20 protein-coding genes are annotated in these 24,588 nt (G+C 61.8%); 8 read left to right on the plus strand and 12 right to left on the minus strand.

Annotated elements, in window-relative coordinates:
• Positions 1-13 precede the first annotated feature (13 nt).
• Complete coding sequence (locus tag P3T17_RS06470) at positions 14-1,204, minus strand: acyl-CoA dehydrogenase family protein (protein ID WP_429405559.1); 1,191 nt, start codon at positions 1,202-1,204, stop codon at positions 14-16.
• A gap of 348 nt (positions 1,205-1,552) precedes the next feature.
• Here P3T17_RS06470 and P3T17_RS06475 point away from each other — a divergent pair, with 348 nt between their 5' ends.
• On the plus strand, positions 1,553-2,179 hold the full coding sequence (locus P3T17_RS06475) for a helix-turn-helix domain-containing protein (protein WP_074266440.1): 627 nt from the start codon (positions 1,553-1,555) through the stop codon (positions 2,177-2,179).
• Here the strand turns inward: P3T17_RS06475 and P3T17_RS06480 are convergent.
• Positions 2,097-5,132: an FAD-binding and (Fe-S)-binding domain-containing protein gene (locus P3T17_RS06480; protein ID WP_429405561.1), complete on the minus strand. Its 3,036-nt coding sequence runs from the start codon at positions 5,130-5,132 to the stop codon at positions 2,097-2,099. The two genes, P3T17_RS06475 and P3T17_RS06480, sit on opposite strands and share 83 nt — an antisense overlap.
• A 156-nt stretch (positions 5,133-5,288) precedes the next feature.
• Positions 5,289-6,353, minus strand: a complete 1,065-nt coding sequence (locus P3T17_RS06485; RefSeq protein WP_429405563.1) for a DUF1338 domain-containing protein — start codon at positions 6,351-6,353, stop codon at positions 5,289-5,291.
• Between the two features lie 140 nt (positions 6,354-6,493).
• Here P3T17_RS06485 and P3T17_RS06490 point away from each other — a divergent pair, with 140 nt between their 5' ends.
• Positions 6,494-7,426, plus strand: a complete 933-nt coding sequence (locus tag P3T17_RS06490) for a LysR substrate-binding domain-containing protein (RefSeq protein ID WP_429405565.1) — start codon at positions 6,494-6,496, stop codon at positions 7,424-7,426.
• 70 nt (positions 7,427-7,496) lie between these two features.
• On the opposite strand, the gene P3T17_RS06495 is transcribed toward P3T17_RS06490, so the two are convergent.
• On the minus strand, positions 7,497-8,615 hold the full coding sequence (locus tag P3T17_RS06495) for a 4-hydroxyphenylpyruvate dioxygenase family protein (RefSeq protein ID WP_429405567.1): 1,119 nt from the start codon (positions 8,613-8,615) through the stop codon (positions 7,497-7,499).
• A gap of 253 nt (positions 8,616-8,868) precedes the next feature.
• The gene (gene pcaQ / locus P3T17_RS06500; RefSeq protein ID WP_429405569.1) at positions 8,869-9,933 is read right to left on the minus strand and encodes a pca operon transcription factor PcaQ; all 1,065 of its coding nucleotides are present in this window, start codon (positions 9,931-9,933) and stop codon (positions 8,869-8,871) included.
• 109 nt (positions 9,934-10,042) lie between these two features.
• Here pcaQ and pcaH point away from each other — a divergent pair, with 109 nt between their 5' ends.
• Both pcaH and pcaG read left to right on the plus strand, forming a co-directional pair.
• Positions 10,043-10,747, plus strand: coding sequence for a protocatechuate 3,4-dioxygenase subunit beta (gene pcaH / locus P3T17_RS06505; protein ID WP_074266444.1), 705 nt, complete (start codon positions 10,043-10,045; stop codon positions 10,745-10,747).
• A 3-nt stretch (positions 10,748-10,750) separates the two neighbouring features.
• A complete protein-coding gene (gene pcaG / locus P3T17_RS06510; protein ID WP_429289279.1) occupies positions 10,751-11,341 on the plus strand; it encodes a protocatechuate 3,4-dioxygenase subunit alpha in 591 nt (196 codons plus the stop codon).
• A gap of 142 nt (positions 11,342-11,483) precedes the next feature.
• Here pcaG and P3T17_RS06515 read toward each other — a convergent pair whose 3' ends face one another.
• From P3T17_RS06515 to P3T17_RS06535, 5 genes are all read right to left on the minus strand, one after another.
• Complete coding sequence (locus P3T17_RS06515; protein WP_429405570.1) at positions 11,484-12,062, minus strand: NnrU family protein; 579 nt, start codon at positions 12,060-12,062, stop codon at positions 11,484-11,486.
• A 101-nt stretch (positions 12,063-12,163) separates the two neighbouring features.
• Positions 12,164-13,234, minus strand: coding sequence for a substrate-binding domain-containing protein (locus P3T17_RS06520; protein WP_429405572.1), 1,071 nt, complete (start codon positions 13,232-13,234; stop codon positions 12,164-12,166).
• Positions 13,235-13,293: 59 nt separating this feature from the next.
• A complete protein-coding gene (locus tag P3T17_RS06525) occupies positions 13,294-14,676 on the minus strand; it encodes an LLM class flavin-dependent oxidoreductase (RefSeq protein WP_429405574.1) in 1,383 nt (460 codons plus the stop codon).
• Positions 14,677-14,731: 55 nt separating this feature from the next.
• Entirely contained in the window at positions 14,732-15,961 is a 1,230-nt protein-coding gene (locus P3T17_RS06530; protein ID WP_074266449.1) for an SfnB family sulfur acquisition oxidoreductase, read from the minus strand.
• A 4-nt stretch (positions 15,962-15,965) separates the two neighbouring features.
• Positions 15,966-17,204 (minus strand): SfnB family sulfur acquisition oxidoreductase, encoded by a 1,239-nt coding sequence (locus tag P3T17_RS06535; RefSeq protein ID WP_074266450.1) that lies wholly within the window; start codon positions 17,202-17,204, stop codon positions 15,966-15,968.
• 237 nt (positions 17,205-17,441) lie between these two features.
• Here P3T17_RS06535 and P3T17_RS06540 point away from each other — a divergent pair, with 237 nt between their 5' ends.
• From P3T17_RS06540 to P3T17_RS06555, 4 genes are read left to right on the plus strand one after another with little or no spacing between them, the layout of a single operon-like run.
• The gene (locus P3T17_RS06540; protein ID WP_429405576.1) at positions 17,442-18,470 is read left to right on the plus strand and encodes a sugar ABC transporter substrate-binding protein; all 1,029 of its coding nucleotides are present in this window, start codon (positions 17,442-17,444) and stop codon (positions 18,468-18,470) included.
• Complete coding sequence (locus P3T17_RS06545) at positions 18,467-20,026, plus strand: sugar ABC transporter ATP-binding protein (protein ID WP_429405578.1); 1,560 nt, start codon at positions 18,467-18,469, stop codon at positions 20,024-20,026. The genes P3T17_RS06540 and P3T17_RS06545 overlap by 4 nt, the downstream gene beginning before the upstream one ends.
• A complete protein-coding gene (locus tag P3T17_RS06550) occupies positions 20,023-21,048 on the plus strand; it encodes an ABC transporter permease (protein ID WP_074266453.1) in 1,026 nt (341 codons plus the stop codon). Before P3T17_RS06545 ends, P3T17_RS06550 begins: the two co-directional genes overlap by 4 nt.
• Entirely contained in the window at positions 21,041-22,000 is a 960-nt protein-coding gene (locus tag P3T17_RS06555; RefSeq protein WP_429405579.1) for an ABC transporter permease, read from the plus strand. Before P3T17_RS06550 ends, P3T17_RS06555 begins: the two co-directional genes overlap by 8 nt.
• Here P3T17_RS06555 and P3T17_RS06560 read toward each other — a convergent pair.
• Positions 21,991-22,947 (minus strand): ABC transporter permease, encoded by a 957-nt coding sequence (locus P3T17_RS06560; RefSeq protein WP_429289304.1) that lies wholly within the window; start codon positions 22,945-22,947, stop codon positions 21,991-21,993. The genes P3T17_RS06555 and P3T17_RS06560 overlap by 10 nt on opposite strands.
• A gap of 122 nt (positions 22,948-23,069) precedes the next feature.
• On the minus strand, positions 23,070-24,587 hold the full coding sequence (locus tag P3T17_RS06565; protein WP_429405581.1) for a sugar ABC transporter ATP-binding protein: 1,518 nt from the start codon (positions 24,585-24,587) through the stop codon (positions 23,070-23,072).
• Between the last annotated feature and the right edge of the window lies 1 nt (position 24,588).

Consider the following 24,588-nt stretch of genomic DNA (forward strand, 5'->3'; position numbering starts at 1 on the left):
CGGTATTCGTCCGTTAGAACCTGTGAGTACCGGGGTGCAGACCGAGCAGCACGCGCCCGGCGGTTTCCATATTGCGTTGGGAAAACGCCAGGTGCTGGGCCGCCGCCTGCGCGTCCCGCAGATAAGCACTGAACGGCGAACGCTCGTGTAGCGCCGAGCCGCCGGCCGCCTCGAACATCCGCATCGCAACCTCCTTTCCCATATCGACGACATTGCAACTCGCCATGCGGACGAGCGCGCGCTGCTTCATATCGTCCGGTTGCCCTGAAACGCGGCGATCCCATAGATCCTGGACCGATTCAAAAAGAAATCCCCGCGCCGAACGAAATGCTGTTTCAGCTTGAGCAACGGCAGCCTGGACACTGGCTTGCTCTCGCAACGGGCCTTGTGCGCCCGCGGCGACCTTGTGCTGTGCCAGTTCAACCAGCGCGTCGATAGACCCACGAGCGATACCAAGCGATACGGCCGTGATCCCTAAAGCAAACATGGTAATGAAAGGCAGTCCGTAAAGCGCCCCTGGCTGGCACGGTTCAGGGTTGAAGTCGGTCAAGGCGAATGTACGTGCGTCTTCGACAAACCCATTCTCGATAGCGAAGTCATGACTGCCCGACGAGCGTAATCCACCACCGTCCCACGTGCGGATAATATTAACTTCGCGCGTGGGCAGCAGCGCTGCTCTGAGCACCGGGCCGCCTTCACGGGTTGAGCGTGCGACGCCGTTTTCGTACTCCACGCAGACCGCCAGTGTGACCTTGCTGTGTACGATGAAGCTTCCCCAAGGCCAACGTCCGTTGATTCGCCAGCCGTCCTTTTCCTTGACGATCTTACCGGTCGGACTGAGGCTGCCCGCGACAAAGCCCCCGTCTGCGAGCAATTGCGCTGCGGACGACTGCGGAATCAGGCCCGCCGCGCGTGTTCCCGTGGACGCAATGCTCGCGCACCAGCCGACTGAACCGTCGTGTCTGGAAACCGCTTCCATTACGCGGAAGTAATCTACTGGGGATAGCTCCATGCCTCCAATATTTCGGGGAAGCCACAGACGGGTTAATCCCGCGGCTTCGAGTGCCTCGGCGATTTCAAGCGGAAGATCCGGGCCCAGTGCCAGTGCTTTCTTATGCTTTGCGACGATAGGGCCGAGTGCATCAGCCGCATCGATCAAGGCTTGCGTTGCGTCGGGGGCAGCGGTGGCGGCGGTATCGGTCATTTGTGTTCTCGTCTCTCAAGATCGGCAACGACTGCGCGATATCGTTTTATAGAACGCATGAGCGACTACTTTATTCCATGCTGGCGGCGCACACCGTAGCGCAGCACGTCAGGGGCACCGTACTCGGTAAGGATGATCGCTTCCAGTGGTGTCTTCCCCTCGGCACTCCAGGAACCGTTGGCGTTTCCGATGAGAAAACCTGAGCGAAATGCCATAAGGTCGGGCTCCAGGCGCACCGACTGTTAAGCCTGTTTCGGACGACCTCCGACAGAAAAGGCTTGGGAGGTCACCCAATGTTATGATCGGAAACATTACCCGCCAAAAGGCGAACGTCGGTCCCTACATTCCATGGATACCCATCTCACCAAACCCGCGGAGCCGTCCACCTCGGATCTGGGCCGGCGCGTGCGTGCCGCGCGCCAGGCGCAGGACCTGACGCTCGAGACGGCGAGCCGCCTGTGCGGCGTGTCGCGCTCGACGCTTTCGAAAGTCGAAAACGGCCTGATGTCGCCGACCTTCGACGTGCTGCAAAAGATCGTGCTCGGCCTGAAGATCGAGATCGGCGAGCTGTTCGGCTCCACGCCGAAGGTCAGCGCCGGCGGTCGCCGTGCGCTGACTCGCAAGGATGCGGGTCAACGCCACGCGTATCGCGGCTACCAGATGGAACTGCTCGCCACCGACCTCGCCCATAAGGCAATGCTGCCGTTTCGCATCCGTATCTCGGCGCACACGCTGGATGCATTCGACGACTGGGGGCGTCACGAAGGCGAAGAGTTTCTGTATGTGATCAGCGGCAGCGTGTGCCTGTACTCCGAGCTCTACGCCCCTACGCATCTGAATGCGGGAGACAGTATCTATTTCGATAGCCGCACGGGTCACGCTGCGGTTTCCACTAGCGATGAAGACGCCGAAGTACTCTGGATGGCGACCAGCGCGGACATTCCACAAGTAGCGGCTGATTCGGCGAAGAAATAGGCGCCGCGCGAGTCGCTGCGTGCACGGCACCTCGTTTTAACAACGCCCGCTGCGCCAACTGCGCAATATGCAATGCATGACGCCCCGTGCCGTGCTCGATCTGCTCACGGCAGCTAAACCCGTTGGTCAATACGATGGTTTGCGCCGCCGCGCCGCGAATCGCCGGAAACAGTTTGTCTTCGCCGATCTTCTCCGAGAGCTCATGGTGTTCCGCGTTAAAGCCAAATGAACCGGCCATGCCGCAGCAACCGGTATCGAGCAGCTTCCATTTCACACCGAGCCGTTCCAGCAGCGCCGTATCGCCTTGCATACCGAACAGCGCCTTCTGATGGCAGTGGCCGTGTACGACCACCTCGGCGTCGAGCCTGGGCCAGTCGTACGGCTCGCGCACGACGAAGTCCGAGAACAGGAAAGTCTGTGCCGATAGACGCTTCGCCTGAGCATGATCGGGTAGCTGCTTGAGCAGTTCATCCTTGAACACCGACAGGCAGCCGGGCTCAAGACCGACTAGCGGCACACCTGCTGCGATATCGTCGGCGAGGTCGTCAAGCACGTTCACAAGCAATTGCCGCGCACGGTCCAGCAGGCCGAAGTCGTAGAGCGGGCGGCCGCAGCACAAGCGATTTTCAGGCAGCACGACCTGCCAACCGAGTTGGGTTAGCACGTCCGCGGCGGCGTCGGCGATCTCCGGCGAGAAGTGATCGCTGAACGTATCCACCCAGAGGATGACTTTGCGAGCGACCGGCTTAGGTGCGGCCGGCCCAGGTGCGACCGGCTTCGGTGTGGCCGGCTTAGACAAGCCCAAATTAAACGCCGCCAGCCTCGCACGTTCCCGATACGTCTGCTTCGCAAACTTCGGCAACTCACGCGCCTGCGCCACCCCAGCCATCCACTTACCCAACGACGCCAACCCCGGCGCCGAAGTCATAAAATTGGCCAACCGTGGAAAGCGCGCTGCAATCGGCGCCCACTCGCCAATCCGGCCCATGAACATCGCCTGGCGTGGCCGGCGATTCGTTTCATAGTAATGCGAAAGAAATTCCGCTTTGTACGTGGCCATGTCGGTATGCGTGGGGCAATCGGACTTGCAGCCCTTGCAGGCAAGACACGTATCGAGCGCTTCCTTGATTTCCCGGCTCTGCCAGCCATCTTTAATGACTTCGCCTTGCAGCATTTCCCAAAACAGGTGAGCGCGGCCGCGAGTCGAATACTTCTCTTCGCGCGTAGCCCGATAACTGGGACACATCGTGCCTCCTTCCAGCGAACGGCACTTGCCCATGCCAATACAACGTTCCACCGCGCGCTGAAAACCATCGCCCTCCTGACTGGCGAACGTCAGTCTGGTCTGCAAGGTCACCGTCCTGTACGCCGGCCCCATGCGCAAGTTTTCATCGGCACGATACGCATGCACTACCTTGCCGGGATTAAGACGGTTCGCCGGATCCCAGATTGCCTTGAACTGCTCCATCGCCTGCATCAGTTCAGGCCCATACATGATGGGCAAAAACTCAGCCTTCGCCTGGCCATCGCCATGTTCGCCCGACAACGAGCCGCCAAATTCCACCACCAGTTCGGCCGCTTCGCGCAGAAAACCGCGCCATGTCGCAATACCCTCTGCCGTACGCAGATCGAAGGTGATGCGCGCGTGCACGCAGCCGTCGCCGAAGTGGCCGTATAAGCTGGTTTCATAGCCGTAGCGATCGACCATCGCCTGAAAAGCACGCAGATAATCGCCGAGCCGTAGAGGATCGACCGCGGCGTCTTCCCATCCGACGATCGGATCGGGACGCGCAGGGTCAACCGAAAGCGCCACCGCCGATGCACCCGTCTCGCGAATCGACCAGACCTTCGCCTGCAACGCACGATCTTCGACGAGCACCATCGAAACATCAGGCCCTGCCGCGCCCGATGCAAAATACTCAGCCGCCGCGCGAGCCTGCAGCACTGCCTCGTCGTGCGTATCCGCGCCGAATTCGAGCACGACCCACGCATCGCCCGCGGGCAGGAGCGCAATCTCTTCCTTTTTCAGACCACGCGCCTGCAGGCCACGAATGATTGCCCGGTCGAGTCCCTCGATGGCGATCGGTCCGCAATGCATGAAATGCGGTACCGCGTCGGCGGCCGTAAAGATATCCGTGAAGCCAAGCGTGAGCAGCACGCGCTTCGCGGGGCTTTTCACCAGCCGTACTTTCGCCTGCAAGGTGATCGCACACGTGCCCTCAGTCCCAACTAGCGCACGCGCGACATTAAAGCCGTTTTCCGGCAACAGCTGGTCGAGATTGAAGCCCGACACGCGCCGTTTGATTTGCGGGAATTTCGCGCGAATCAGGTCGGCATACTTATCGCGCAGTTGTCTGAGTGCCGCATAAATCTCGCCCTGCCGACCGCCAGCCGCAATGATGCGTTCGAGTTCATCATCCTGCGTAGGACCGACCCAGAAGCGCGCACCGTCGTAAGTGACGATCTCGAGCGCTTCGATGTTCTCGACCGTCTTGCCGGCCATCACCGAATGCGCGCCGCAAGAATTGTTGGCAATCATGCCGCCCAGCGTGCAGCGACTGTGCGTGGCCGGATCCGGAGCGAAGGTCAGGCCGTGCTGTTCCGCGGCATCGCGCAACGTGTCGCAGACCACGCCGGGTTCGACGATCGCGGTGCGCGCCACCGGGTCCACGGAGACAACGCGATTCACATACTTGCTCGCGTCCGCAACGACTGCCACATTCACGCACTGTCCATTCTGCGACGTGCCCCCGCCGCGCGGCAGGAACGGCACATCGTTGCGTCGGCACACGGTGACGGTGGCAACGAGATCGTCGACATTGGCCGGCACGGCCACCGCAAGCGGCACCTGTCGATAGTTCGACGCATCCGACGAGTACAGCGCTTTGGATGCGTGATCGAACCGCACTTCGCCGCGCACATGCTGCCGCAGATCGGCTTCGAGCGATTGCATGACGGCCGCCGTACCGCGAAACGGCGTAGCGACGGATGGGGTGCCAGTTGCTTTAACCCGTGTCTCATCGGTTGACGATTCCACCTCGACTGCCCTCTCGTGCGAATGAGCGCGGCACGCTCATAGACCTGCTAATCAAGCAGCCTGGAAGCGAATTTACGCAGCCTGACTGGCGGTCATCTTGAAGATCCCCTGCGCATTACCCGCATCGAAACGCAGGTCCGTTTCCCAGCGGCGCGTGTCCTGATCGAACGTCCGCTTGCGCGTGATGAACTCGTAGAACGATCCCGGCACCTCACGCGTCACCGTGCTGCCATCCGCCGCGCGGAATTCGCGCTTCACGATATCCGCCCGGTAAGCGGTCTGAAACACCCGGCCCGAACGCGAACGCTCGACTTCGGGTTTCATCGGACGTCCCTTGGCTTTTTCGTCGTCCGAAAGCTGGAACACGTCGGCGACGCGATCCGTCGCGTGATTGAATGCATTACCTTCGGTGGCGATCCACGCCATTTCCGCCGACTCCTTCAACAATACTTCGTAATCGGCCTCGCGTGGCGTCTCGTGTTGCCGCGCAAACGCGCCCACGATCACCGGTAGCAATTCGTGCGCCGCCGCGAGTGGCAGCACGCCTTCACGCTCGAGCTCCCAAAGATGCGCCGTGGCGAGCGGCGTCAACGGATCGCGCGATGTCCCGATCACATTCGTGACGGCCTGCTGAAATTCAGGCGAGAAGCGCTCGGGATGCAGTTCGCTGACGAAGAACTGGGCGATTTCATCGGGTGCATCCTCGTGCGCCCATGCGCGGCCCGTCATGCCAAGACGATCGAGCGGATAGCGTCCGTTGATGCGAAAACCGAGCGGCCGCAAAATGCGAGCGAATGCGGCCTCGCCCGGCGGCAGCGCTCCACTCGACGCCCAACGCACCGTGCGCAGCGCCCCGTGATCGAAGTACACGCTGCCGCCCGCGGTCAGCGCGTCCTGCGTGTAGGCGCGGCCGTTCGCCGAGCGCGCCAGCAGGTCTTCGAACAGGACCATGTTCATCGCCTGCGCGAGCTCCGCGCGGGTGACCACGCCGGGTTCCCATTCATTGAGTACTTGCGGATGGTTCAGCGTCTTGAAGAGCGCCGCGGTCTTCTCGGCGCCGATCAGTTTCAGCAGCAGTTGTTCGACATTTGCATTTCGCGGGTTCTGCACGGTCTTTCTCCGGAGCGCGGGCTGCATGAGCCAACGCATGTAGGGGGATCCGCCAGTGCCGCGTCGCTTGGACGCAAGCCCGGCATCGTTCGACGGCAATTATTCAAATCCGCGCGGGTGCCGTAAAGCGAGATAAACTTCAGACTTGATGCGTTTTCGGAATCAACGTGCGAAAGTTCAAGATCCCCAACATGGGCGCGCTGCTCGCTTTCGAAGCGTCGGCACGGCATGAAAGCTTCACCCACGCAGCACGCGAACTCTTTCTCACCGAGAGCGCGGTCTCGCGGCAGATTGCGACGCTCGAGGGCAATCTCGGCGTACGGCTATTCGTGCGGGTCAAGCAACGCGTCGTGCTCACCAAGGCGGGCAAGGTCTACAGCGCTCAGGTGCGCCGGGCGCTGGAAGGACTCGACCGCGACACGCTGTCGATCGTCGCGCACGGCAGCGGCGGCGGTTACCTCGAACTGGCCGCCCTCCCCACCTTCGCATCGCACTGGCTGATTCCGCGCATGGGCGAATTCAACGCGCGCTATCCCGACGTCCGCGTGAACATGGGCGTGCGCACCGGCACGTTTCCGTTTGCGGAGACCCACTTCGAAGCGGCGATTCACTACGGCAAGCCGACCTGGCCCGGCACGTCTGCGGACTTCCTGTTTCGCGAGGAGGTCATTCCGGTCTGCGCGGCGAGTCTATTGAAGCGGCCCGTGGCAACGCCCGCCGAACTGCTCGACTACCCGCTGCTGCACTCGACGACGCGCCCGGATGGCTGGGCGAACTGGTTCGAGAAACTGGGTGTGGACGATAACCGTACGATGCAGGGCGTACGCTACGAATTGCATACGATGTTGATCAGCGGCGCCGCGGCGGGGCTCGGCATCGCACTGGTGCCGCGCTTCTTCGTGGATGCGCAATTCGCTCGACTCGGGCTGATCGTGCCGTTCGACGCGCCGGCGATTGCCGAAGCCGCCTACTACCTGGTCTATCCCACCGAGCTCAGCCACGGCCGGCCGCTAGCGAGCTTCCGCGAGTGGTTGCTGGAGCAGGCTGCGGCCTATGGGGCCGCGAATCCTGCGTTAGCCAGCGAGGCAGACGAAGACTGAGCGGCTGCTTCCCGCCTTCCGGCGTTCGATTCGCTAACGCTTCTGGTCGATCTGGCAATAGAGACGTCGATCAACGGGCCTTGGCGAGCGCGCTCAGATTGCCCTCGCCGAATCCGTGATGTCCCTTGCGCTGCACGATTTCGAAGAAGATCTCGCCGGCGCGGCGCCGCACAAAAGTCTGAAAGAACAGCAACGGCACGCCATCCACACCGATCTCGCCGTCCACCAGAATCCGCCCGCGCTTGAGGCGCTCGAGATCGAGCCCATGCCCCGGCAAACGCGCATCGATCTGCTCGTAATAGCGCGGCGGCGGTTCGACGAATTCGATGCCATTGGCCATCAGTTGCTCGACGCAGGCAAAGATATCGCCGGTGGCCAAGGCGATATGCTGCACACCCTCGCCCGGATGGTCAGGCAAATACTCATGCATCAGACTCGTACGCTGCGTGCCTTCCTCGTAGAGCGGAATACGGATCGCCCCGCACGGCGACACCATCACGCGCGATTCCGCGGCAACATGCCAGTTGGCGTGCAACTCGTGAATCTCGCGGAAGTTAAGCAGGTCGCGATAGAAATCGAGCCACTCCTGCATCCTGCCCGCGCCGACGGTTTGCGTCAGATGATCGATGGCGACCAGACCCGTGCCGGCATGACTCAGATCCGCGTGGGCGGTGTCGATTTCGATGGGACGAAAATCGATGTCGAAGATCGAGATGTCGCCTACACCGCCGCGCAGACCACCCCGGCCGCGCCAGCGGTCGACGAAGTAGATATGCGAATCGCCGATGCCCTGGATGGACGGGATCACCAGTTCGCCCTTGCCGACCTTCTCGCCTTCGAAGGCCCAGGCGCCTAGCTCGACGGCCCGGTCGAAGGCCCGCTGGGCGTCGGCTACGCGAATGCCCACAGCGCAGATGCCCGCGCCGTATTCCTCTGCGTAGCGCGCAGCGAACGAATCCGGCTCGGCATTGAGCAGAAAATTCATCTCGCCCTGGCGGTATAGCGTGACGTCCTTGCTGACGTGCCGCGCAATCGGTTTGAAGCCGAGTTGCTCGAAGGTCTGCCCGAGCCCCTGCGGATCGCGCGCGGCGAACTCCACGAACTCAAGACCAGCTGTGCCGAGCGGATTGTGTTCCGGGTCCGATACGGCCTGCATCGCGTCGCCCGGAGTGGGCAGGTCGCTGGGCATGGCACTCTCCTTGTTCATACGTTCCGACGCTCTTCCTGATGTTGTACGCAGGCCATCGCGATTACGCAATGCCGCAGCGACCTGGGGATGTTACGCACTACGCAAATTGCGCCATAACTTTCGCACCGTGTTTGTACACCGGAGACGGGGCAGCCCGCAACTGCATTTTGTACTGAATAGTTCACTTTGGCGTGAGCTCGCTGGATTGGCGGGACTGTCTCGCTGAACGAGCCTGGGCGCGGCGGAAGCAGGCTCAGGCGGGCTTGCGGCGGCGCTTTGACGCCTTTGGCGCGCCGGTGTCTGCGTTTGCGCTGACGCCGGTGCCGGTGCTCCCGCGTGCTCGGGCACCGGCACTAGCGCTGGCCTTGACCGGCGCCGCCGCCGTATCCGCCATGCGTTGCCGCGCGACCGTTCGCAGCGCATCGATGAGGGCCAGCCCCACCGGCGACGGCTGCGTATCGGAGCGCCGGATCAGGCCGACTGGCTCGCCGGTCCCGGCAAACGGCAACGGGAGGCGTACCAGCATGCCATGTGCCAACTCGTATTCGACGGCGCTTTGCGGCACGAACCAGACCGCGTCGTTCTCGAGCGCCAGCGCGCGGCCCGTCGATACCGACAGCACCTCGACGAAGGCCGAAAGCGGCGGCACACCCCACGCCGCCAGCAGACTATCTGCGGACTGCCGGATCAGCGTGCCGAACGGCGGCACGACCACCGTGAAGCCTTCGAGCAACGCGGCCGGCAACCCGGCGCTTGCCTCGAGCGGATGCCCGGCGCGCACGACCGCAATCAGCGGCTCGGTGAAAAGTTGCTCGAAGCTAAGTCCGACCATTCGCTCGGGATCGGCCAGACGCCCCACAGCGAACTCAATCGAACCGGCCTTCAAACGCTCCAGCAGTTCCGCGTTCGCGCCGGTCGCAAGACGCACGATCACGCGTGGCCATTGCTCGCCGAACAGCTTGAGCACCCGCGGCACCAGCGCGCTGGCGACGGTGGGCAGAATACCGATCTCCAGCGTCGCCGGCGCCGCGCCTTCGGCCCTCGACAGCAGATCGACACCAAGCCGCAACGCACTGACGCAGGCGCTGGCGTGCGGCATGAACAACTGCCCCTCGCGGGTGATCACGGCCCCATGACGGCCGCGCTCGAACAGCCTGACGCCGAGAATGGCCTCGAGCTCGGCCACCGTCTTGGAGACCGCCGGCTGAGTGATGGACAGGCTCTCAGCGGCCTTCTGGACCCCGCCGAACTGCGCGACGGCCAGAAAACACTGGAGATGACGGAATTTGACGCGGCTATCCGCGAGGCTTCGTTGCATAACGACAGGTTATACGAAAGGCGAGAAAACGTCATTTTTCATAACTTCTCGGATTAGTTAAAGTCCCGACATAGCCTGCTATCCCATAATTCATCCAAGGAGACGCCCCATGGACGAGTCCATCCTCACTCCGCGCGATTTCGAATCGCACCCCGCTCACGTGTATCCCAGCTACGGTTCATCCGTGAAGCGCGGCCCGACACGCCCGCTGATTCCGCTGAAGGAAAAGCTGCGCGATCAGCGCGTGCCGGTGTATGGCGCGGAAGACCTCGGCGAACTCGACAACGACCTGACGCGCAACGCCGCACGCAATGGCGCGCCGCTGGGCGAACGCATCATCGTGACGGGCCGCGTGCTCGACGAGGGTGGCCGCCCGGTACGCAATACGCTGGTCGAAATCTGGCAAGCCAACGCAGCCGGCCGTTATGTGCATAAGGCCGACCAGCACGATGCGCCGCTCGATCCCAACTTTCTGGGCGCCGGACGTTGCCTGACCGATAACGAGGGCCGGTATCGCTTTCTGACGATCAAACCAGGCGCGTATCCGTGGGGCAATCATACGAACGCGTGGCGTCCGAATCACATCCACTTCTCGCTGTTCGGCGACCACTTCGGTTCGCGACTCGTGACGCAGATGTATTTCCCCGGCGACCCGTTGCTGGCGTTCGATCCGATCTTCCAGGGCACACCTGAGCAGGCACGCGAGCGTCTTGTATCGCGCTTCTCGCTGGATACGACCGAAGAAGCCTACGCGCTCGGCTACGATTTCGACATCGTGCTGCGCGGCCCTAACGAAACTCCGATGGAGCGCTAAGCCATGACCACACTCAAGCAAACGCCTTCGCAAACGGTTGGACCGTACTTCGCGTATGGGCTGTGCCCCGAGCAGTACAACTTTGATTTCAAGAGCCTCTTCACGGCCGCGGTTGCCGATTACGAAGCCGCTGGCGAGCATATTTCGGTTGTCGGCCAGGTGTTCGATGGCGATGGCAAGGTAGTAGGCGATGCGATGCTGGAGATATCGCAACTGGACAGCCAGGGGAAGTATCCGGCTTCGCGCGAAGAGATCGCGTCGAGCGGATTCCGCGGGTTTGCTCGGGTTGGCACCGGGACGGATCCGCAGAAGCGGTTTATCGTCGAAACGGTAAAGCCGGGGCGGGCTTCAGCGAATGAAGCGCCGCATCTGAATGTGATCCTGACGATGCGCGGGATGTTGCTGCATACGTTCACGCGGATTTATTTCGACGACGAGGCGGCGGCCAATGAGAGCGATCCGGTGTTGGCTGCTGTGCCGGCGGAGCGGCGCACGACTTTGATCGCGCGACGTGTGCCGGGGACCAGCAAGACCGTTTACCGGTTTGATATCCATATGCAGGGCGAACAGGAAACCGTGTTCTTCGATCTGTGATCGATCTTTCACGGGGCTTTCATATTGGCGCGATAGGATTGCCTCTCGCGATCTTGATCGCGAAACTCCGAGTACTTTGGGCCCGCTTGTGTGCGGGCTTTTTTTCGCTGTGTCGTGGTTGGCGGACTGCTCATCGACGCCCTCACCCCAACGGCTTCACCCCAATCCACCACCCGTGCAACCAGAACACAAACACGACCCACGCCACCACCCCAACCACCACCGCCACCGCATCCATCGCCACCGTCCCGGCCGGATAAACCACTCCTGAAACCAGGTCCCGCCGCCGCGCAGCGCGATAGCCCAGCACACCCCAAACCAGAAAAGCTGCAAACAGGACAACCGCGTTCAAAGTCCCATTAGCCAGCAGATGCCCTAAAGCCCACAACGCGGCGCTAAGCGACATCGGATGCTTGACCCAGGTCTTAAAGTGATTGCGCGGGACGTAAGCCGCAACAAAGAGAACAAATGCAATCAGCGTCAGCAATGCAGTAAGATGCGGCGCCCAAACCGGCGGTGCCCACAGCAAGACAGGATCGCGTCGTGCGATCCCGTACCCCCAGATGATCAGCACCAACCCCACGCCAGAGGTTACCGAATAGAGGCCCTTCCACCCATTCGCCCCCAAGCGCGCAATCTGCCGTGTACGCCACGATTCGGCAAAGATTCGCACCGAATGCGCGCCCAGAAAAATCACCAACCCCAGTACCAGTACCGACATGGCAAGCTCCTCGCGACGGGTGTCGACCGATGGCCGCGATTGTCGCTCAAGACACCCGTCCTGCCAATGCCGGATTGCCGGGCTTCAGCCCAGCCGTGACTTCATTCCGCGGCCGGAATCCACGCCGCACTGGCCGCGTCGCTCGCGCGAAAAGCCGGGAATTTGGCGCCCAGTTCGGCAACCGTCTTGATGTCGTTCTTCACGAGGTCGTCGCGTGTGATCAGGGTCGGCTTCACCACGATGTGATGCCCGGGATCATCTCCTGCCACTTCCAGCGCGGCCGCGCGTACCGACACTGCGCCCACGACCGCCGGATTGGTTGCAGCTGTGGCGACCCACGGGCTATCCGGCGCGCGGATCGCTTCGATGTCCGCGGTCGAAATGTCCGCGCTGTAAATGCGGAGCTTCGAGCCGAGGTTCGCCTCGTTCGCCGCGAGCGTCGCACCACGCGCAAATTCGTCATACGGGGCAAACACCACGCGAATCTCCGGATGCGCACGGTAAGCAGCGGCCGCCTGATTCGCGACGGATTGCGCGATCGGGTTGTCCACCGTGCCCCAACGCGCTTTCTCCTGCACCTGCGGATGCGCGCTCTTGAAGTCGCGCCACACCGCATCGCGGCGATCGAGCGGTGCGAAGCCCGCTACGTACACATACCCTGCCGCGAATGAATCGCCATTATCTTTCACTGCCTGAGTCAGCAACAGCGTGGCCAGATCATGATCGCTCTGCTCGATCTGCGGCACTTTGGGATTATTCAGGTCGACGTCGAATGCGACCACCTTGATGCCCTTGTCGAGCGCGCGCTGCACCACATCCTTAAGCGATTCCGGTAAGCCGTGATTCACGATGATCGCCGAGACCCCCAGGCTGATCGCCTGCTGGATCTGCTCACGCTGCTCGGCGGCGTCCTGCCGTCCTTCGTAAATGCGCAGATCGATGCCAAGCGCCTTCGCCTGTTTCTGTGCTCCGGCCTCATAGGCCTGGAAGAAGTCCCCAGTCGACAGGTAGTTGACCAGCGCGATCTTCACGCCACCTTTATTGAACGGTGCTGGTGCGCCCTTGAGCGGCTCGGCCTGGATTGTCTGACCCAGCAACACGGTCGCAGACACGAGTGCCAACGCGCCGACCATGCGACGCCCACCCGATATACGACGAAACAGTGATTTCATGAATGCTCCTCAGCGCGTTGTCTAATAGTTCGTGAAGTTTTAAATTCGAAGGCGAAGCGTTAGTCCGCATGGGCCGTGTGATGAGCGCGATAGCGTGCGCCCGGGTGTGGCTCAGCCAGACGCGCACTGCCGCCGTGCAGCTTTTCGCGCAACGTGCCGCTCTCATACTCGGTCTTGTAGACGCCACGTCGTTGCAGTTCGGGCACAACCAGATCCACGAAATCGCTAAACGTCTCGTGCGTCAACGCGTAGGCGAGGTTGAAACCATCGACATCGGTCTCTTCGACCCATGATTGCAGTTCGTCGGCAATCTCCTGCGGATCGCCAACCGAGAGCGGCCCAAGGCCACCTATGCCGCCCCACTTCGCGATCTCACGCACGGTCCACACACGCGTAGGATCGGCGCTCGAGAGCGCTTCCACCGCGGACTGCACCGCGTTGCTCTCCACATGACGCAGCGGCTCGTCGAGGTCGTACTTCGACAGGTCGATACCTGTCCAACCAGACATCAACGTAAGCGCGCCCTCATCGCTCGTGTAGCGCCGGTAGTCCGCATGCTTGGCGTGCGCTTCGGCCGAGGTCTTGCCGGTAATCACGGTATGCAGATTAAAGATCAGCACGTCGTGCGGATCACGGCCGAACGACTTCACGCGAGCGCGAATATCGGCCACAAACTGCTTCAGAATGGTTCGCGAAGGCGCTGCTATGAAGATGCATTCGGCGTGCTGCGCCGCGAAATCCTTGCCTCTCTTCGACGCGCCCGCCTGATACAACACCGGTGTACGTTGGGGCGACGGTTCACAGAGGTGAATACCTGGTACGTCGAAATACTGTCCGTGGTGATCGATCGGATGCACCTTGGAGGGTTCGGTAAAGACCTGCCGTGTCGCATCGCGTACCACGGCATCGTCTTCCCATGACGATTCCCACAGCTTGTAGCAGACATCCAGATACTCTTCGGCCAACGCGTAGCGTTCGTCATGATTGGCCTGGCTCGGCAATCCGACGTTGCGTGCCGCGCTGTCCAGATACGACGTGACGATGTTCCAGCCGACTCGTCCGTTGGTCAGGTGATCGAGTGTGGACATACGCCGCGCGAACGGATAAGGATGTTCGTACGAAAGCGAACACGTCACGCCAAAGCCGAGATGCTCGGTCACGTGAGCCATTGCGGACACCAGCAACACCGGATCGTTGACCGGCACCTGCGCGGCCTGACGAATCGCCGATTCGCCGTTGCCCTTGAAAACGTCATAGATGCCGAGCACGTCAGCAATGAACAGGCCGTCGAATTTGCCGCGCTCGAGCAGCTTCGCGAGATCGGTCCAGTAATCGAGGTGCTTGTAGCGCCAGGATGTGTCGCGCGGATGCGCCCACAATCCCGGCGATTGATGTCCGACGCAGTTCATGTCGAATGCGTTTAGACGGATCTGTCTGGCCATAGTCGGATCCAGTTAGGTGATGCGCACAATGCCCACGGCAAGCGCGAATTGAACGTCAAATCGCGCCGTGACGCGGGGGCAGTACGTCGTTCAGGTAGTAGTTGCCAACCGCGATGTATTTCCAGCGCACCGGGTCGTGCAAGGTATGAGTGCGTGCATTGCGCCAGTGACGATCGAGGTTGTGCTCGGCAAGCGTGGCCTGGGTACCGGCCAGCTCGATCAGACGCGTGGACGCCTGCAGCGCGATCTCAGTGGTCGCGGCACGCGCTTCGGCCACGGCAATGGAAGCCGAAGCGACCGTCTGCGCTGTCGACTCCTTAACCGCAGCGTCCACTCGCCGTCCGGCACGTTCGAGAAGCGCCTCGGCCGCGTGCAATTGCAGTGCAAGCTTGCCGAACAGTTCGAGCGTTAGCGGATCATCACTCGCTCGCTCAACCCCGCTATCGATCCACGGTCGCGAACGTTCGCGCACGAAACGCCGTGCGTCGGCAACAGCGGCGCGTGCGATGCCGAGATCGACCGCAGCGTGAATCAGTTGACCGATCGGCCCGACCGTCGTGGGCCGCGCGTCGAACGCCGAGCTGTAAGGCACGACGGCGGATGCCTCGACGTACACGTTGTCGAGCGTAGTCGTGCCGCTACCGGTCGTGCGTTGGCCGAATCCGGACCAGTCATCCACCACGGACAGCCCCGGTGTTTGCGCGCTAGCGAAAGCAACATACAAGGTGTCGTCCGCCGCCTTTGCGACAATCGGAATCCACTGCGCAAACAGCGCACCCGTCGAGTAGAACTTCGTGCCGTTGACGCGAAAGCCATCGCCGTCCGGCACGAGCGTGGTCCGATAATCGGCGACTGTTTTTGTGCCGCGCTCGGAGAGCGCATTGCCGAATCGCTCTCCCGCCAGTGCACGTTCGAAATAGAACGCCTGTTGTTCGCGTGTACCGTTTACGCGCAGCACGTCGAGCATGTAAAAGTGGTTCTGCGGAATCTGCCCGAGCGCCGGATCCGCCTCGGAGATGATTGCGGTCACCTCTGCAAGCGTGGCGTACGAGACCTCCGCGCCGCCAAACTCGCGCGGCACAGCAATGCCCCACAGACCGCTCGCCGAATAGATGCCGATCTCGGCATACGGCAAGCGGCGCTCGCGGTCGCGCTGCGAAGCGCCTTCCGCAAGCGTGCCCGCAACCGCATGTGCAACCTCGAGTGCCTGCTGATCGTTCGCGATACGCGCTGCCTGCGGCGCATGAGGCGCGTGAGAAGCCACGGTTTCTGCAAAAGCATTCATAACGTCAATTCCACGGATGGCGAGCCGGTTTGACGCCGTTCAGATAGTAGTTGCCGACCAGGTGATATTTCCAGCGGACGGGATCATGCAACGTATGTGTGCGTGCATTGCGCCAGTGCCGGTCGAGATTGTGTTCGCCCAGCGTGGATTGCGTCCCGGCCAGTTCGAAGAGCTTTTCGCTCGCCAGCAACGCAATCTCAGTGGTCAACACCTTCGCTTCACCTACTGCCACCGACGCCACCGCAACGTCGTCCTCGGTCGTGTCGCCTTTCGCGGCGATCACATCGAGTGTCCTTGCGGCGCGTTCGAGCAGCGCTTCGGCCGCGTGCAACTGGATATGCAGGTGCCCGACTTCGCGCACGGTCAAAGGATCGTCGCTGGCGCGCTCGACGTTACTGTCGATCCACGGGCGCGAACGCGTGCGCACGAACTTCAGGGTATCCGCTATCGCCGCTTGCGCGATGCCGGCGTCGATTGCTGCCTGGATGATCTGCGAGATCGGGCCATTCAGCGTGGGAAAATCGGAGACGCGATGCGCAGGAAAGACATGCGACGCCGGCACGCGCACCGCTTCGAGCACCACCGTGCCACTCGCAGTAGTGCGTTGCCCGAAGCCCGACCAGTCGTCGATCACATTCAGGCCTGGAGTGCCCTTCGGGATATAAGCGAGCCAGCCCTTGCGCTCGTCGTCGAGCCCCAGCACCGGCACGAAATGCGCAAACAGTGCGCCGGTCGAATAGAACTTGGTGCCATCGACCACGTAGTCGCCGCCATCACGCCGCACGCGCGTTTTCAGATCGAGTACGTGCTTCGTGCCCTTCTCGGAGAAGCCGTTGCCGAAGCGCTTGCCTTCCAGTATCTGGGTAAAGAAATAGCGCTTCTGATCTTCCGTGCCGGTCAGCGAAATCACATCGACAAGGCCGAAGTGGTTTTGCGGCAACTGTCCCAACGACGGATCTGCCGCCGCGATGATCTTGATCACTTCGGTAAGCGTGACGAAGGAAACACCCGCGCCACCATAAGCCTTCGGCACGGTGATCGCCCACAGCCCTGATTGCGAGAACCACTCGATCTCTTCATGCGGCAAACGGCGCTCGCGATCCCGCTGCGGCGCGTCTTGCGCGAGGCGAACCGCCAGTTCGTGCGCCACGGCGATGGCCTGGGCGTCGTCCCGAATGAGGCGCACCGCATGCTGACCTGCACCGCTTGTATGCGATGAGGTCGCTTCGTAAAGCTCGGCCATACAAATCTCCGCTTGAGTGACTGTTCGCACAATCTATCAGCGGGTACGACACGCGCAAACTGAACGTTTGAGAAATAGATATTCCTTCGGATGGCAAACCAACTGCCATGGAATCGCGCATAAGCACTTCGGCTAAAGCGTGATAAGCATAGTTGGATTTGATGGTTTCATGCGCAGCGGGTTGTTGATTAAAGTCGTCGCAAGCTGGACACCTTCTGCCTCTTTGATCTGGACAACATGAAACGCTTGCACAACACTCTCTCTTCGTTGCTGGCCGCGACAGTCTTTGGCCTGGTCGGCGGTATCGCCATTCACGCTCACGCCCAGGGCGCTGCACCCGCAGCAGATGCAACCGACAACGCGGCTTCCGTGCCTTCGCTCAAAGGCAAGCGCATCGGCATTACCGCTGCGGGCACCGATCACTACTGGGACCTCAAGGCTTACCAGGGCGCTGTCGACGAAGTGAAGCGCCTCGGCGGCACACCGATCGCACTCGACGCGGGCCGTAACGACAATCGCCAGATCGCGCAGATTCAAACCTTGATCGCGCAGAAGCCCGATGCAATCGTGGAGCAATTGGGTACTGCAACGGTGCTCGAGCCGTGGTTGCAGAAAATCCGCCAGGCCAACATCCCGTTGTTTACGATCGATACCGCTTCGCCGTCGAGCATCAACGACACCACTTCGGATAATTTCTTCATCGGCGAGCAGCTCGCGCTAAAGCTCGTCAACGACATCCACGGCGAAGGCAACATCCTCGTCTTCAACGGCTTTTACGGCGTGCCGGTGTGCGCGATCCGCTATGACCAGTTGAAGGCCGTGCTCAAGTACTACCCGAAAGTACACATCATCCAGCCCGAACTGCGTGATGTAATTCCTAACACGGTGCAAAGCGCGTATGCGCAAGTGAGCCAGTTGCTGCAGAAGTATCCGAAGGGACAGGTTGCTGCGATCTGGTCCGCCTGGGACGTGCCGCAGGTTGGCGCCACTCAGGCCGTGGATGCCGCGCATCGCGACGAGATCAAGACCTATGCGGTCGATGGCAGCCCTGACGTCGTCACGCTCGTCAAGGATCCGAAATCCAGCGCCGCGGCTGTCGTCGCGCAGCAACCCGCGTTGATCGGCAAAACCGCGGTCGATAACGTTGCGCGCTATCTCGCCGGCGATCACACGTTGGCGCCGTACACCTATGTGCCGTCCATCCTCGTCACCAAGGACAACGCCGGCACGATCCAGCAGACCCTCGGTCAGCTCGCTGCAAAATGAGCGCCGAAATCCCTGCTGCGCTCGAGCTGCACGACATCGTCAAGCATTTCGACGGTGTGCCCGCGCTGCGCGGCGCCTCGCTGAAGGTAGCGCGCGGTACCGTTCACGGCCTGATCGGACAGAACGGTGCGGGCAAGTCGACGCTCATCAAGATCCTCGCCGGCATTCACGACGCCGACTCGGGCACGATCGCCGTCGAAGGAGTCTCGCAAGCGCTCGCCGCGTCGGACCGCTCAAACGCCACGGGGATTGGTTTCATTCACCAGGAGCGCTTGCTGCCGGCCACCTTCACGGTGGCCGAAGCGCTCTGGCTCGGCGACGAACGCGCCATAGGCCCAAAGGTAACGAACGGCTTCCGGCTGCTCGACGTGCGACGCATGAACCGCGACGCGCGCGACGCGTTGCACAACCACTTTGGGGTCGACATTCCACCGAATCGGCTCATCGGGGACCTGAGCGTCGCTGAACAACAGATCGTGCAGATCACGCGCGAACTGGTCCGTGAGCCGCACATTCTCGTCTTCGACGAACCGACGGCCGCACTGGTTAGCCGTGAAGTGGACCGTCTGCTGCAAACCATCGACCGTTTGCGGCAACGCGGCCTGACGATCCTGTACGTGTCGCACTACCTCAACGAGATCGCTGCCATCTGCGATCAGGTCACCGTGTTGCGCGACGGCGTGGATGTCGCCCATGTCGACGCGCGCTCGACGTCTACCGAAGCCCTCGTCACTGCAATGATCGGCACTCAGGCGGAAGCGCGAGCTGAAACGTCAGCGCGCACGCCGAGGGAAGTTGTCCTCAACGTGCGCAATCTGAGCGCGCCGCGACGCTTTGAAGACGTGTCGTTCAATGTGCGACGCGGCGAGATCGTCGGCATCACCGGTTTGCTCGGCTCCGGTGGCAAGCCCGTAGTGCGCAGCCTGTTCGGCCTCGAACGCGGGGTGCAGGGCGAAATAGAAGTGGACGGCAAGGCGGTGCGCCTGCGCCGTCCCCAAGACGCTGTGCGCGAGCACATCGCTTTCGTCCCCGAGGACCGACGCGCGCATGGCGTAGCGCCAGCGCTCTCGGTGCGAGAGAACACGACGCTTGCAAGCCTCGCCCGTTTCAGTCGTTTCGGACTACTAGCGCAACGCCGCGAAACGGATACCGTGCAACGCCTGATCGAAGAACTGGCGGTGCGCACGTCCAGTACGGAAACTCCTGTACGGCATCTCTCCGGCGGCAACCAGCAGAAGGTCGCGCTCGCGAAATGGCTGAGCCGCACCTCTTCGCTCTATCTGCTGGACGAACCCACAGTGGGCGTCGACGTCGGCGCAAAGATCGAAATCTACCGGCTACTCGACCGGCTCGCCCGCGATGGTGCCGGCGTCCTGCTGTTCTCCAGCGACCTGATCGAACTGCTCGGCGTCACCGACCGCGTGCTCGTGATGGCGCGCGGCCGCATCGTGCGCGAACTTGTTTCGAGCGAAGCCGATAGCCAGGACGTGCTCGCATGGGCCACCGGAGCACGCGGTACGCACGGTTCGACAGGACAACAGGAGATCGCAGCATGAGCAAGGTACTCGATGCCGCGCCGCGTACCAGCAAGTTCGAATTGCCCGAGCGGCTCTTCGGCGCTCAATGGTGGCTGAGAAGCGGCGCGGCGCTCGCGTTCGCCGTGGTCTTTATTGGCTTCGCGGTGAGCTCGCCGTTGTTTTTCACGGTTGGGAATCTTGCGAACGTGTTGCAGCAATCCATTGTCGTTGGGATTCTCGGTTTCGGTTTGACGGTTGTGCTGATCGGTGGCGGTGCGGATCCGCTTAGAGGCGGTCTCGATCTTTCGGTGGCGGCCAATCTCGGACTGTGTGCGGCCGTTTATGCCGTAGCACAACGCGAAGGCATCGCACCTGACAATGCCCTGCTGTTGACGCTCGCAGCAGGCGCGGGAGTCGGTGCGCTTAACGCATTCGCCGTTATCGTACTGCGCATCTTTCCGCTGCTCGCCACGCTGACCACGATGAATCTCTGTGCCGGATTCGAACTGGTGCTGACGCAGAACACGTCAGTGCCTGCGAGCGGCACACTGCTGAGCTCTCTGCTCGATAACGGCGCATTCGGCGTGCCGCATCTTGCCTACGCGCTGCTCGTCGTTGCCGCGTTGTTTACGGTAGTGGTTCATTACACGCCATTCGGGCTGCGGCTACGCGCCACCGGTGCGCATCGCGATGCAGCGCAGGCCGCCGGCATACGGACGAACCGCTATATTGCTGCGAGCTACATATTGAGTGGGATTGCCGCAGCGCTCGCTGCGTTGGCGTCTACCGCACTGCTCAGCGGTAGTTCGCCCGGCGCCGGGGAGAATCTGCTCGCCACCGTGGCCGCAGCGCTACTCGGCGTCGTATTTTCGCGGCGGCTCGTGCCGACCATCCCTGGCACACTGCTCGCCGTTCTCTTTATCGGCGTCATCAGCAACGGGTTTCAGCTCGACAACGTATCGAGCTATTGGGTCAACGGTGTCGAAGGTGCATTGATCCTGTTCGTCGTTGCCACTACGGCGCTCGTGCGCCGCCATGCAGGGAATCAAGCTCATGATTGAACAGATTGGCCGCTTGCAGCGCTTCGCGCTGGTGGCGGCACTGATTGCGGTGATCGCTTTCTTCGCGATGTTCGCGCCCGGTTTCGCGCGAGCGGATAATCTTGCTAACGTGCTGTTGAACAATTTCGCACTGCTGGCAATTGCTTCGCTTGGGATGACGCTCGTGTTGTCGCTGGGTGCCATTGATCTATCGCTCGGCACATCAATCGATGTAGCCAGCCTCGCGTTTGTCCTGCTAAGCGCACACCAGGTTGGCGTCGTGCCCGCGGCGCTCGGCGGCCTTGCTGCAGCGCTCGTCGTCGGCGCGTTTAACGGCGTGCTGATCGGCTGGCTTGGCATTGCACCGTTTCTTGCTACGCTGGGCACGCTCTTTATCGGCCAGACTGTCCAACAGCTCGCCACCGACGGCGGTCAGCCGGTATACCTGCTCAACGTCGCGTTGCCGCCGCTCTTTAGCGCGCTGGCACACGGCACATTTGCAGGCCTGCCTGTGCCGCTCTGGATCGTGGCGGTGCTGGCGCTCGGCGTGCATGTCACACTCGCGCATGCCGCGTTAGGCAGGCAGCTAACCGCGCTCGGCGCACAACCCGGCGTGGCACGTTATTCCGGCCTGCCGGTTGCGGCCGTCACGCTGGTGACGTTTATTGCCAGCGCATTGATTTATGGCGTCGTCGGTTTGATCTTGTCTTCAACCGTCAAAGCTTACGTACCGCAGGCCGGCAACGGTTATCTGCTCAATGCGATCGGTGCGACCTTCATTGGTACGACGTTGTCACCGACTCGCCGTCCCGGCGTCGTCGGCACACTGCTTGGTGTCCTGCTGCTAAGCCTGGTCGCAAACGGTTTGCTGCTGATTGGCTGGAATTTCTACTGGCAGCAGGTTGCGACCGGTGCGTTGATCTTCGCCGTGCTGGCCGTCAGCTTCGCGCAAAGGCGTGGCCGCTATGCGTGAGATTCCGTGCCACGCCCCACGCTGAACGTGAACGCCAACGCACCCACCAGCAATACGCCCTTGATGAAATCCTGCATGTAGTACGGCGCGTTTAGCATCGTCAGGCCGTTAAGCAAAACGCCGACGAATACCGCGCCGACTACCGTACCAAACACGTTGGGCCGCTTGGCGCCCCAAACTGCATAGCCGACCAGCGCAGCCGCCACCGCATCGAGCAGCATCGAATGGCCTGCGCTGACGTCGCCACGCCCAACACGTGCGGCAATCAGCACGCCACCCAGCGAGGCAATCACGCCCGACGCGACGTAGGCAGCGACGCGATATCGCGCGGTCGGCGCACCGGCGAGGCGCGCCGCTGTTTCGTTGCCGCCAATTGCGTAGATGACCCGCCCCCAGCGTGTGGTTTCCATCACGACACACGCCACTACGGTGAGCACGAGCAGCACGATCACCGGCAATGGCACGACATCGAACAATCGCAGGCGCCCGAGCGCAAGAAACGCATCGGGGAAGACACCTGTCGTTTCAGTGCCATCGGGCAGAATCGTGCCAGTTGCGAGCGAACGGCCGCCCGTCGGAATCAATTGCAGACCGGCAAGCAGAAACAGCGTGCCAAGTGTTGCCAACTGGTCCGGCACACGCAGACGTGTAATCAGCAGGCCATTAAACAGGCCTGCGGCGACACCAAGGACGAGGCATGCCGCAACCGCTTCCAGCGCATTGCCGTGCCAGACGATTAGCACATAGCTCGCCGCCATCTGCGCCGAGGCAGCCACACTGCCCACGGAAAGATCGAAGCCGCCCGCGGCAAGCGTCACTGTTACGCCAATCCCCAGCAACGCGACAATCGACACCGCTTGCAAAATGCTGAAGAGATTGTCGATGTTCAAAAACGCCGGCTGGTTGACGGCGAATACGATGACGAGCAACGCAAGCACGAGCAGCATGCCGGTCCGTTCGAGTTGCACGCGCAGCCTTTGCAGCCAGCTGGGGCGAATTCGACCAGCAGACTCGTGGATAGCGGGGACGCCTTCAGAGGCAACATCGGAGGTAACCGAAGGGCTGGTTTTCATGAGTGAACGTAGGAAGTGAGATCGGAATGGGAAACATGATCGAGCGTCGCTCGGTCGAAGCGAACGACGCGATCTGCGATCTCGAGTGCCTCTTCGAGATCGCTGACGAAGACGAGAGTGGCGCGTTCGGGCGCACGGCGACGCAGCGTATCGACGATATCGGCACGTGCTCCGGCATCCACGCCTTGAAACGGTTCGTCCAGCAATAGCAGGCGTGCGGGCTGCGCATGCCAACGCGCTAGCACTACCTTCTGCTGGTTGCCACCGGAAAGCCGCGTGAGACGATCGTCAGGGCCTGTGCAGCGAATCCCGAAGCGTTCGATCGCTTCAGTCGCGGCACGCTGTTCGCGCGCGCGTTGGACCCTGCCGTGCTTGAACCAGCGTGACAGGAACGGAAAACTAAGCGTGCCCGCAATCGAAGCGAACGGCACGCTATCCGGAAACAGCGAGCTTCGCCAACGGTCCTCACCGGCGAGGAACACGCCGGCACGGATTGCATCGGCGGGTGAGCGAGGACGCCACGGCTTGCCATCGAGCGTCATCGCCCCCGCCGCAGGGCGCGACGCGCCGAAAATGGCTCGCGCGAAGCGGGATTTGCCACCGCCGACCGGACCGGCAATCGCGACAATTTCACCGCGCTGCACATCGAGATCGAAGGGGATGCTGCCGGGCGTCAACTGAAGATCACGCACGCTGAAATACGGCACCTGTGTCGCAAAAGCGGAAGCGCAAGCAGAGCCGAACGCCGCCGTTGCGCTCGCATCAGCAGCTTTAGTACGCAACGGACGGCCGATCATCGTTTCAACCGCGGCATCGAAATCGATCGGTGCAGACAGATCGGCGACGATGCGCCCATCGCGCACAATCGTCACGCGTCCGGCAATGCGGCGCAGATCGCCCAGCCGGTGCGACACCAGCAGGATCGCGACACCCTCGGCGCGCAACCTGTCAAGCAGACCGAAGAGACGCTCGGCCTCAGGGGCAGACAGACTGGCGGTGGGCTCGTCGAGAATCAGCAGCGCGGGCCGCGTCGCCAACGCACGCGCCAACGTCACCAACTGCTGCGACGCGAGCGACAACGAGGCGAGCGGTGCGGACAGATCAACCTCGAGCCCAACACGCTCGGCCAACGGCGCGGCCGCCTGAAGACGGGCGGCAGGCGTCGCGCGCCACGGCGAGGACGGATCGCACAAGCGGTCGAGCAACAGGTTGTCCGCGATCGAAAGCGTCGGCACCACTGCATCCGCAATCGATTGATGAACGGTCGAAACACCGCTCCGTTTGGCATCGTGCGGCGAAGCAGGACGAAGCGGTTGCCCGCGCAACGAGAGCTCACCTTCATCGGGAGAATAGACGCCGCTAAGAATCTTCACGAGAGTCGACTTGCCGGCGCCGTTCGCGCCCATTAGCGCAACCACTTCGCCCGCATGAATCGACAGATCGACACGATCGAGCGCGAGCGTAGGACCAAAGCGTTTCGAAACCGCGCGAGCGGTCAGAACAGGAACAGTCATC

Source organism: Paraburkholderia sp. GAS82 (assembly GCF_050436285.1).
In the GTDB taxonomy this organism is placed as follows: Bacteria; Pseudomonadota; Gammaproteobacteria; order Burkholderiales; family Burkholderiaceae; genus Paraburkholderia; species Paraburkholderia phenazinium_B.

Excerpts from the sequence above, each read along its gene's own strand:
- P3T17_RS06470 (WP_429405559.1), bottom strand. The coding sequence starts at position 1,204 with ATGACCGATACCGCCGCCACCGCTGCCCCCGACGCAACGCAAGCCTTG.
- P3T17_RS06475 (WP_074266440.1), top strand. The coding sequence starts at position 1,553 with ATGGATACCCATCTCACCAAACCCGCGGAGCCGTCCACCTCGGATCTG.
- P3T17_RS06480 (WP_429405561.1), bottom strand. The coding sequence starts at position 5,132 with ATGCAATCGCTCGAAGCCGATCTGCGGCAGCATGTGCGCGGCGAAGTG.
- P3T17_RS06485 (WP_429405563.1), bottom strand. The coding sequence starts at position 6,353 with ATGCAGCCCGCGCTCCGGAGAAAGACCGTGCAGAACCCGCGAAATGCA.
- P3T17_RS06495 (WP_429405567.1), bottom strand. The coding sequence starts at position 8,615 with ATGCCCAGCGACCTGCCCACTCCGGGCGACGCGATGCAGGCCGTATCG.
- pcaQ (WP_429405569.1), bottom strand. The coding sequence starts at position 9,933 with ATGCAACGAAGCCTCGCGGATAGCCGCGTCAAATTCCGTCATCTCCAG.
- pcaH (WP_074266444.1), top strand. The coding sequence starts at position 10,043 with ATGGACGAGTCCATCCTCACTCCGCGCGATTTCGAATCGCACCCCGCT.
- pcaG (WP_429289279.1), top strand. The coding sequence starts at position 10,751 with ATGACCACACTCAAGCAAACGCCTTCGCAAACGGTTGGACCGTACTTC.
- P3T17_RS06515 (WP_429405570.1), bottom strand. The coding sequence starts at position 12,062 with ATGTCGGTACTGGTACTGGGGTTGGTGATTTTTCTGGGCGCGCATTCG.
- P3T17_RS06520 (WP_429405572.1), bottom strand. The coding sequence starts at position 13,234 with ATGAAATCACTGTTTCGTCGTATATCGGGTGGGCGTCGCATGGTCGGC.
- P3T17_RS06525 (WP_429405574.1), bottom strand. The coding sequence starts at position 14,676 with ATGGCCAGACAGATCCGTCTAAACGCATTCGACATGAACTGCGTCGGA.
- P3T17_RS06530 (WP_074266449.1), bottom strand. The coding sequence starts at position 15,961 with ATGAATGCTTTTGCAGAAACCGTGGCTTCTCACGCGCCTCATGCGCCG.
- P3T17_RS06535 (WP_074266450.1), bottom strand. The coding sequence starts at position 17,204 with ATGGCCGAGCTTTACGAAGCGACCTCATCGCATACAAGCGGTGCAGGT.
- P3T17_RS06540 (WP_429405576.1), top strand. The coding sequence starts at position 17,442 with ATGAAACGCTTGCACAACACTCTCTCTTCGTTGCTGGCCGCGACAGTC.
- P3T17_RS06545 (WP_429405578.1), top strand. The coding sequence starts at position 18,467 with ATGAGCGCCGAAATCCCTGCTGCGCTCGAGCTGCACGACATCGTCAAG.
- P3T17_RS06550 (WP_074266453.1), top strand. The coding sequence starts at position 20,023 with ATGAGCAAGGTACTCGATGCCGCGCCGCGTACCAGCAAGTTCGAATTG.
- P3T17_RS06555 (WP_429405579.1), top strand. The coding sequence starts at position 21,041 with ATGATTGAACAGATTGGCCGCTTGCAGCGCTTCGCGCTGGTGGCGGCA.
- P3T17_RS06560 (WP_429289304.1), bottom strand. The coding sequence starts at position 22,947 with ATGCTGCTCGTGCTTGCGTTGCTCGTCATCGTATTCGCCGTCAACCAG.
- P3T17_RS06565 (WP_429405581.1), bottom strand. The coding sequence starts at position 24,587 with ATGACTGTTCCTGTTCTGACCGCTCGCGCGGTTTCGAAACGCTTTGGT.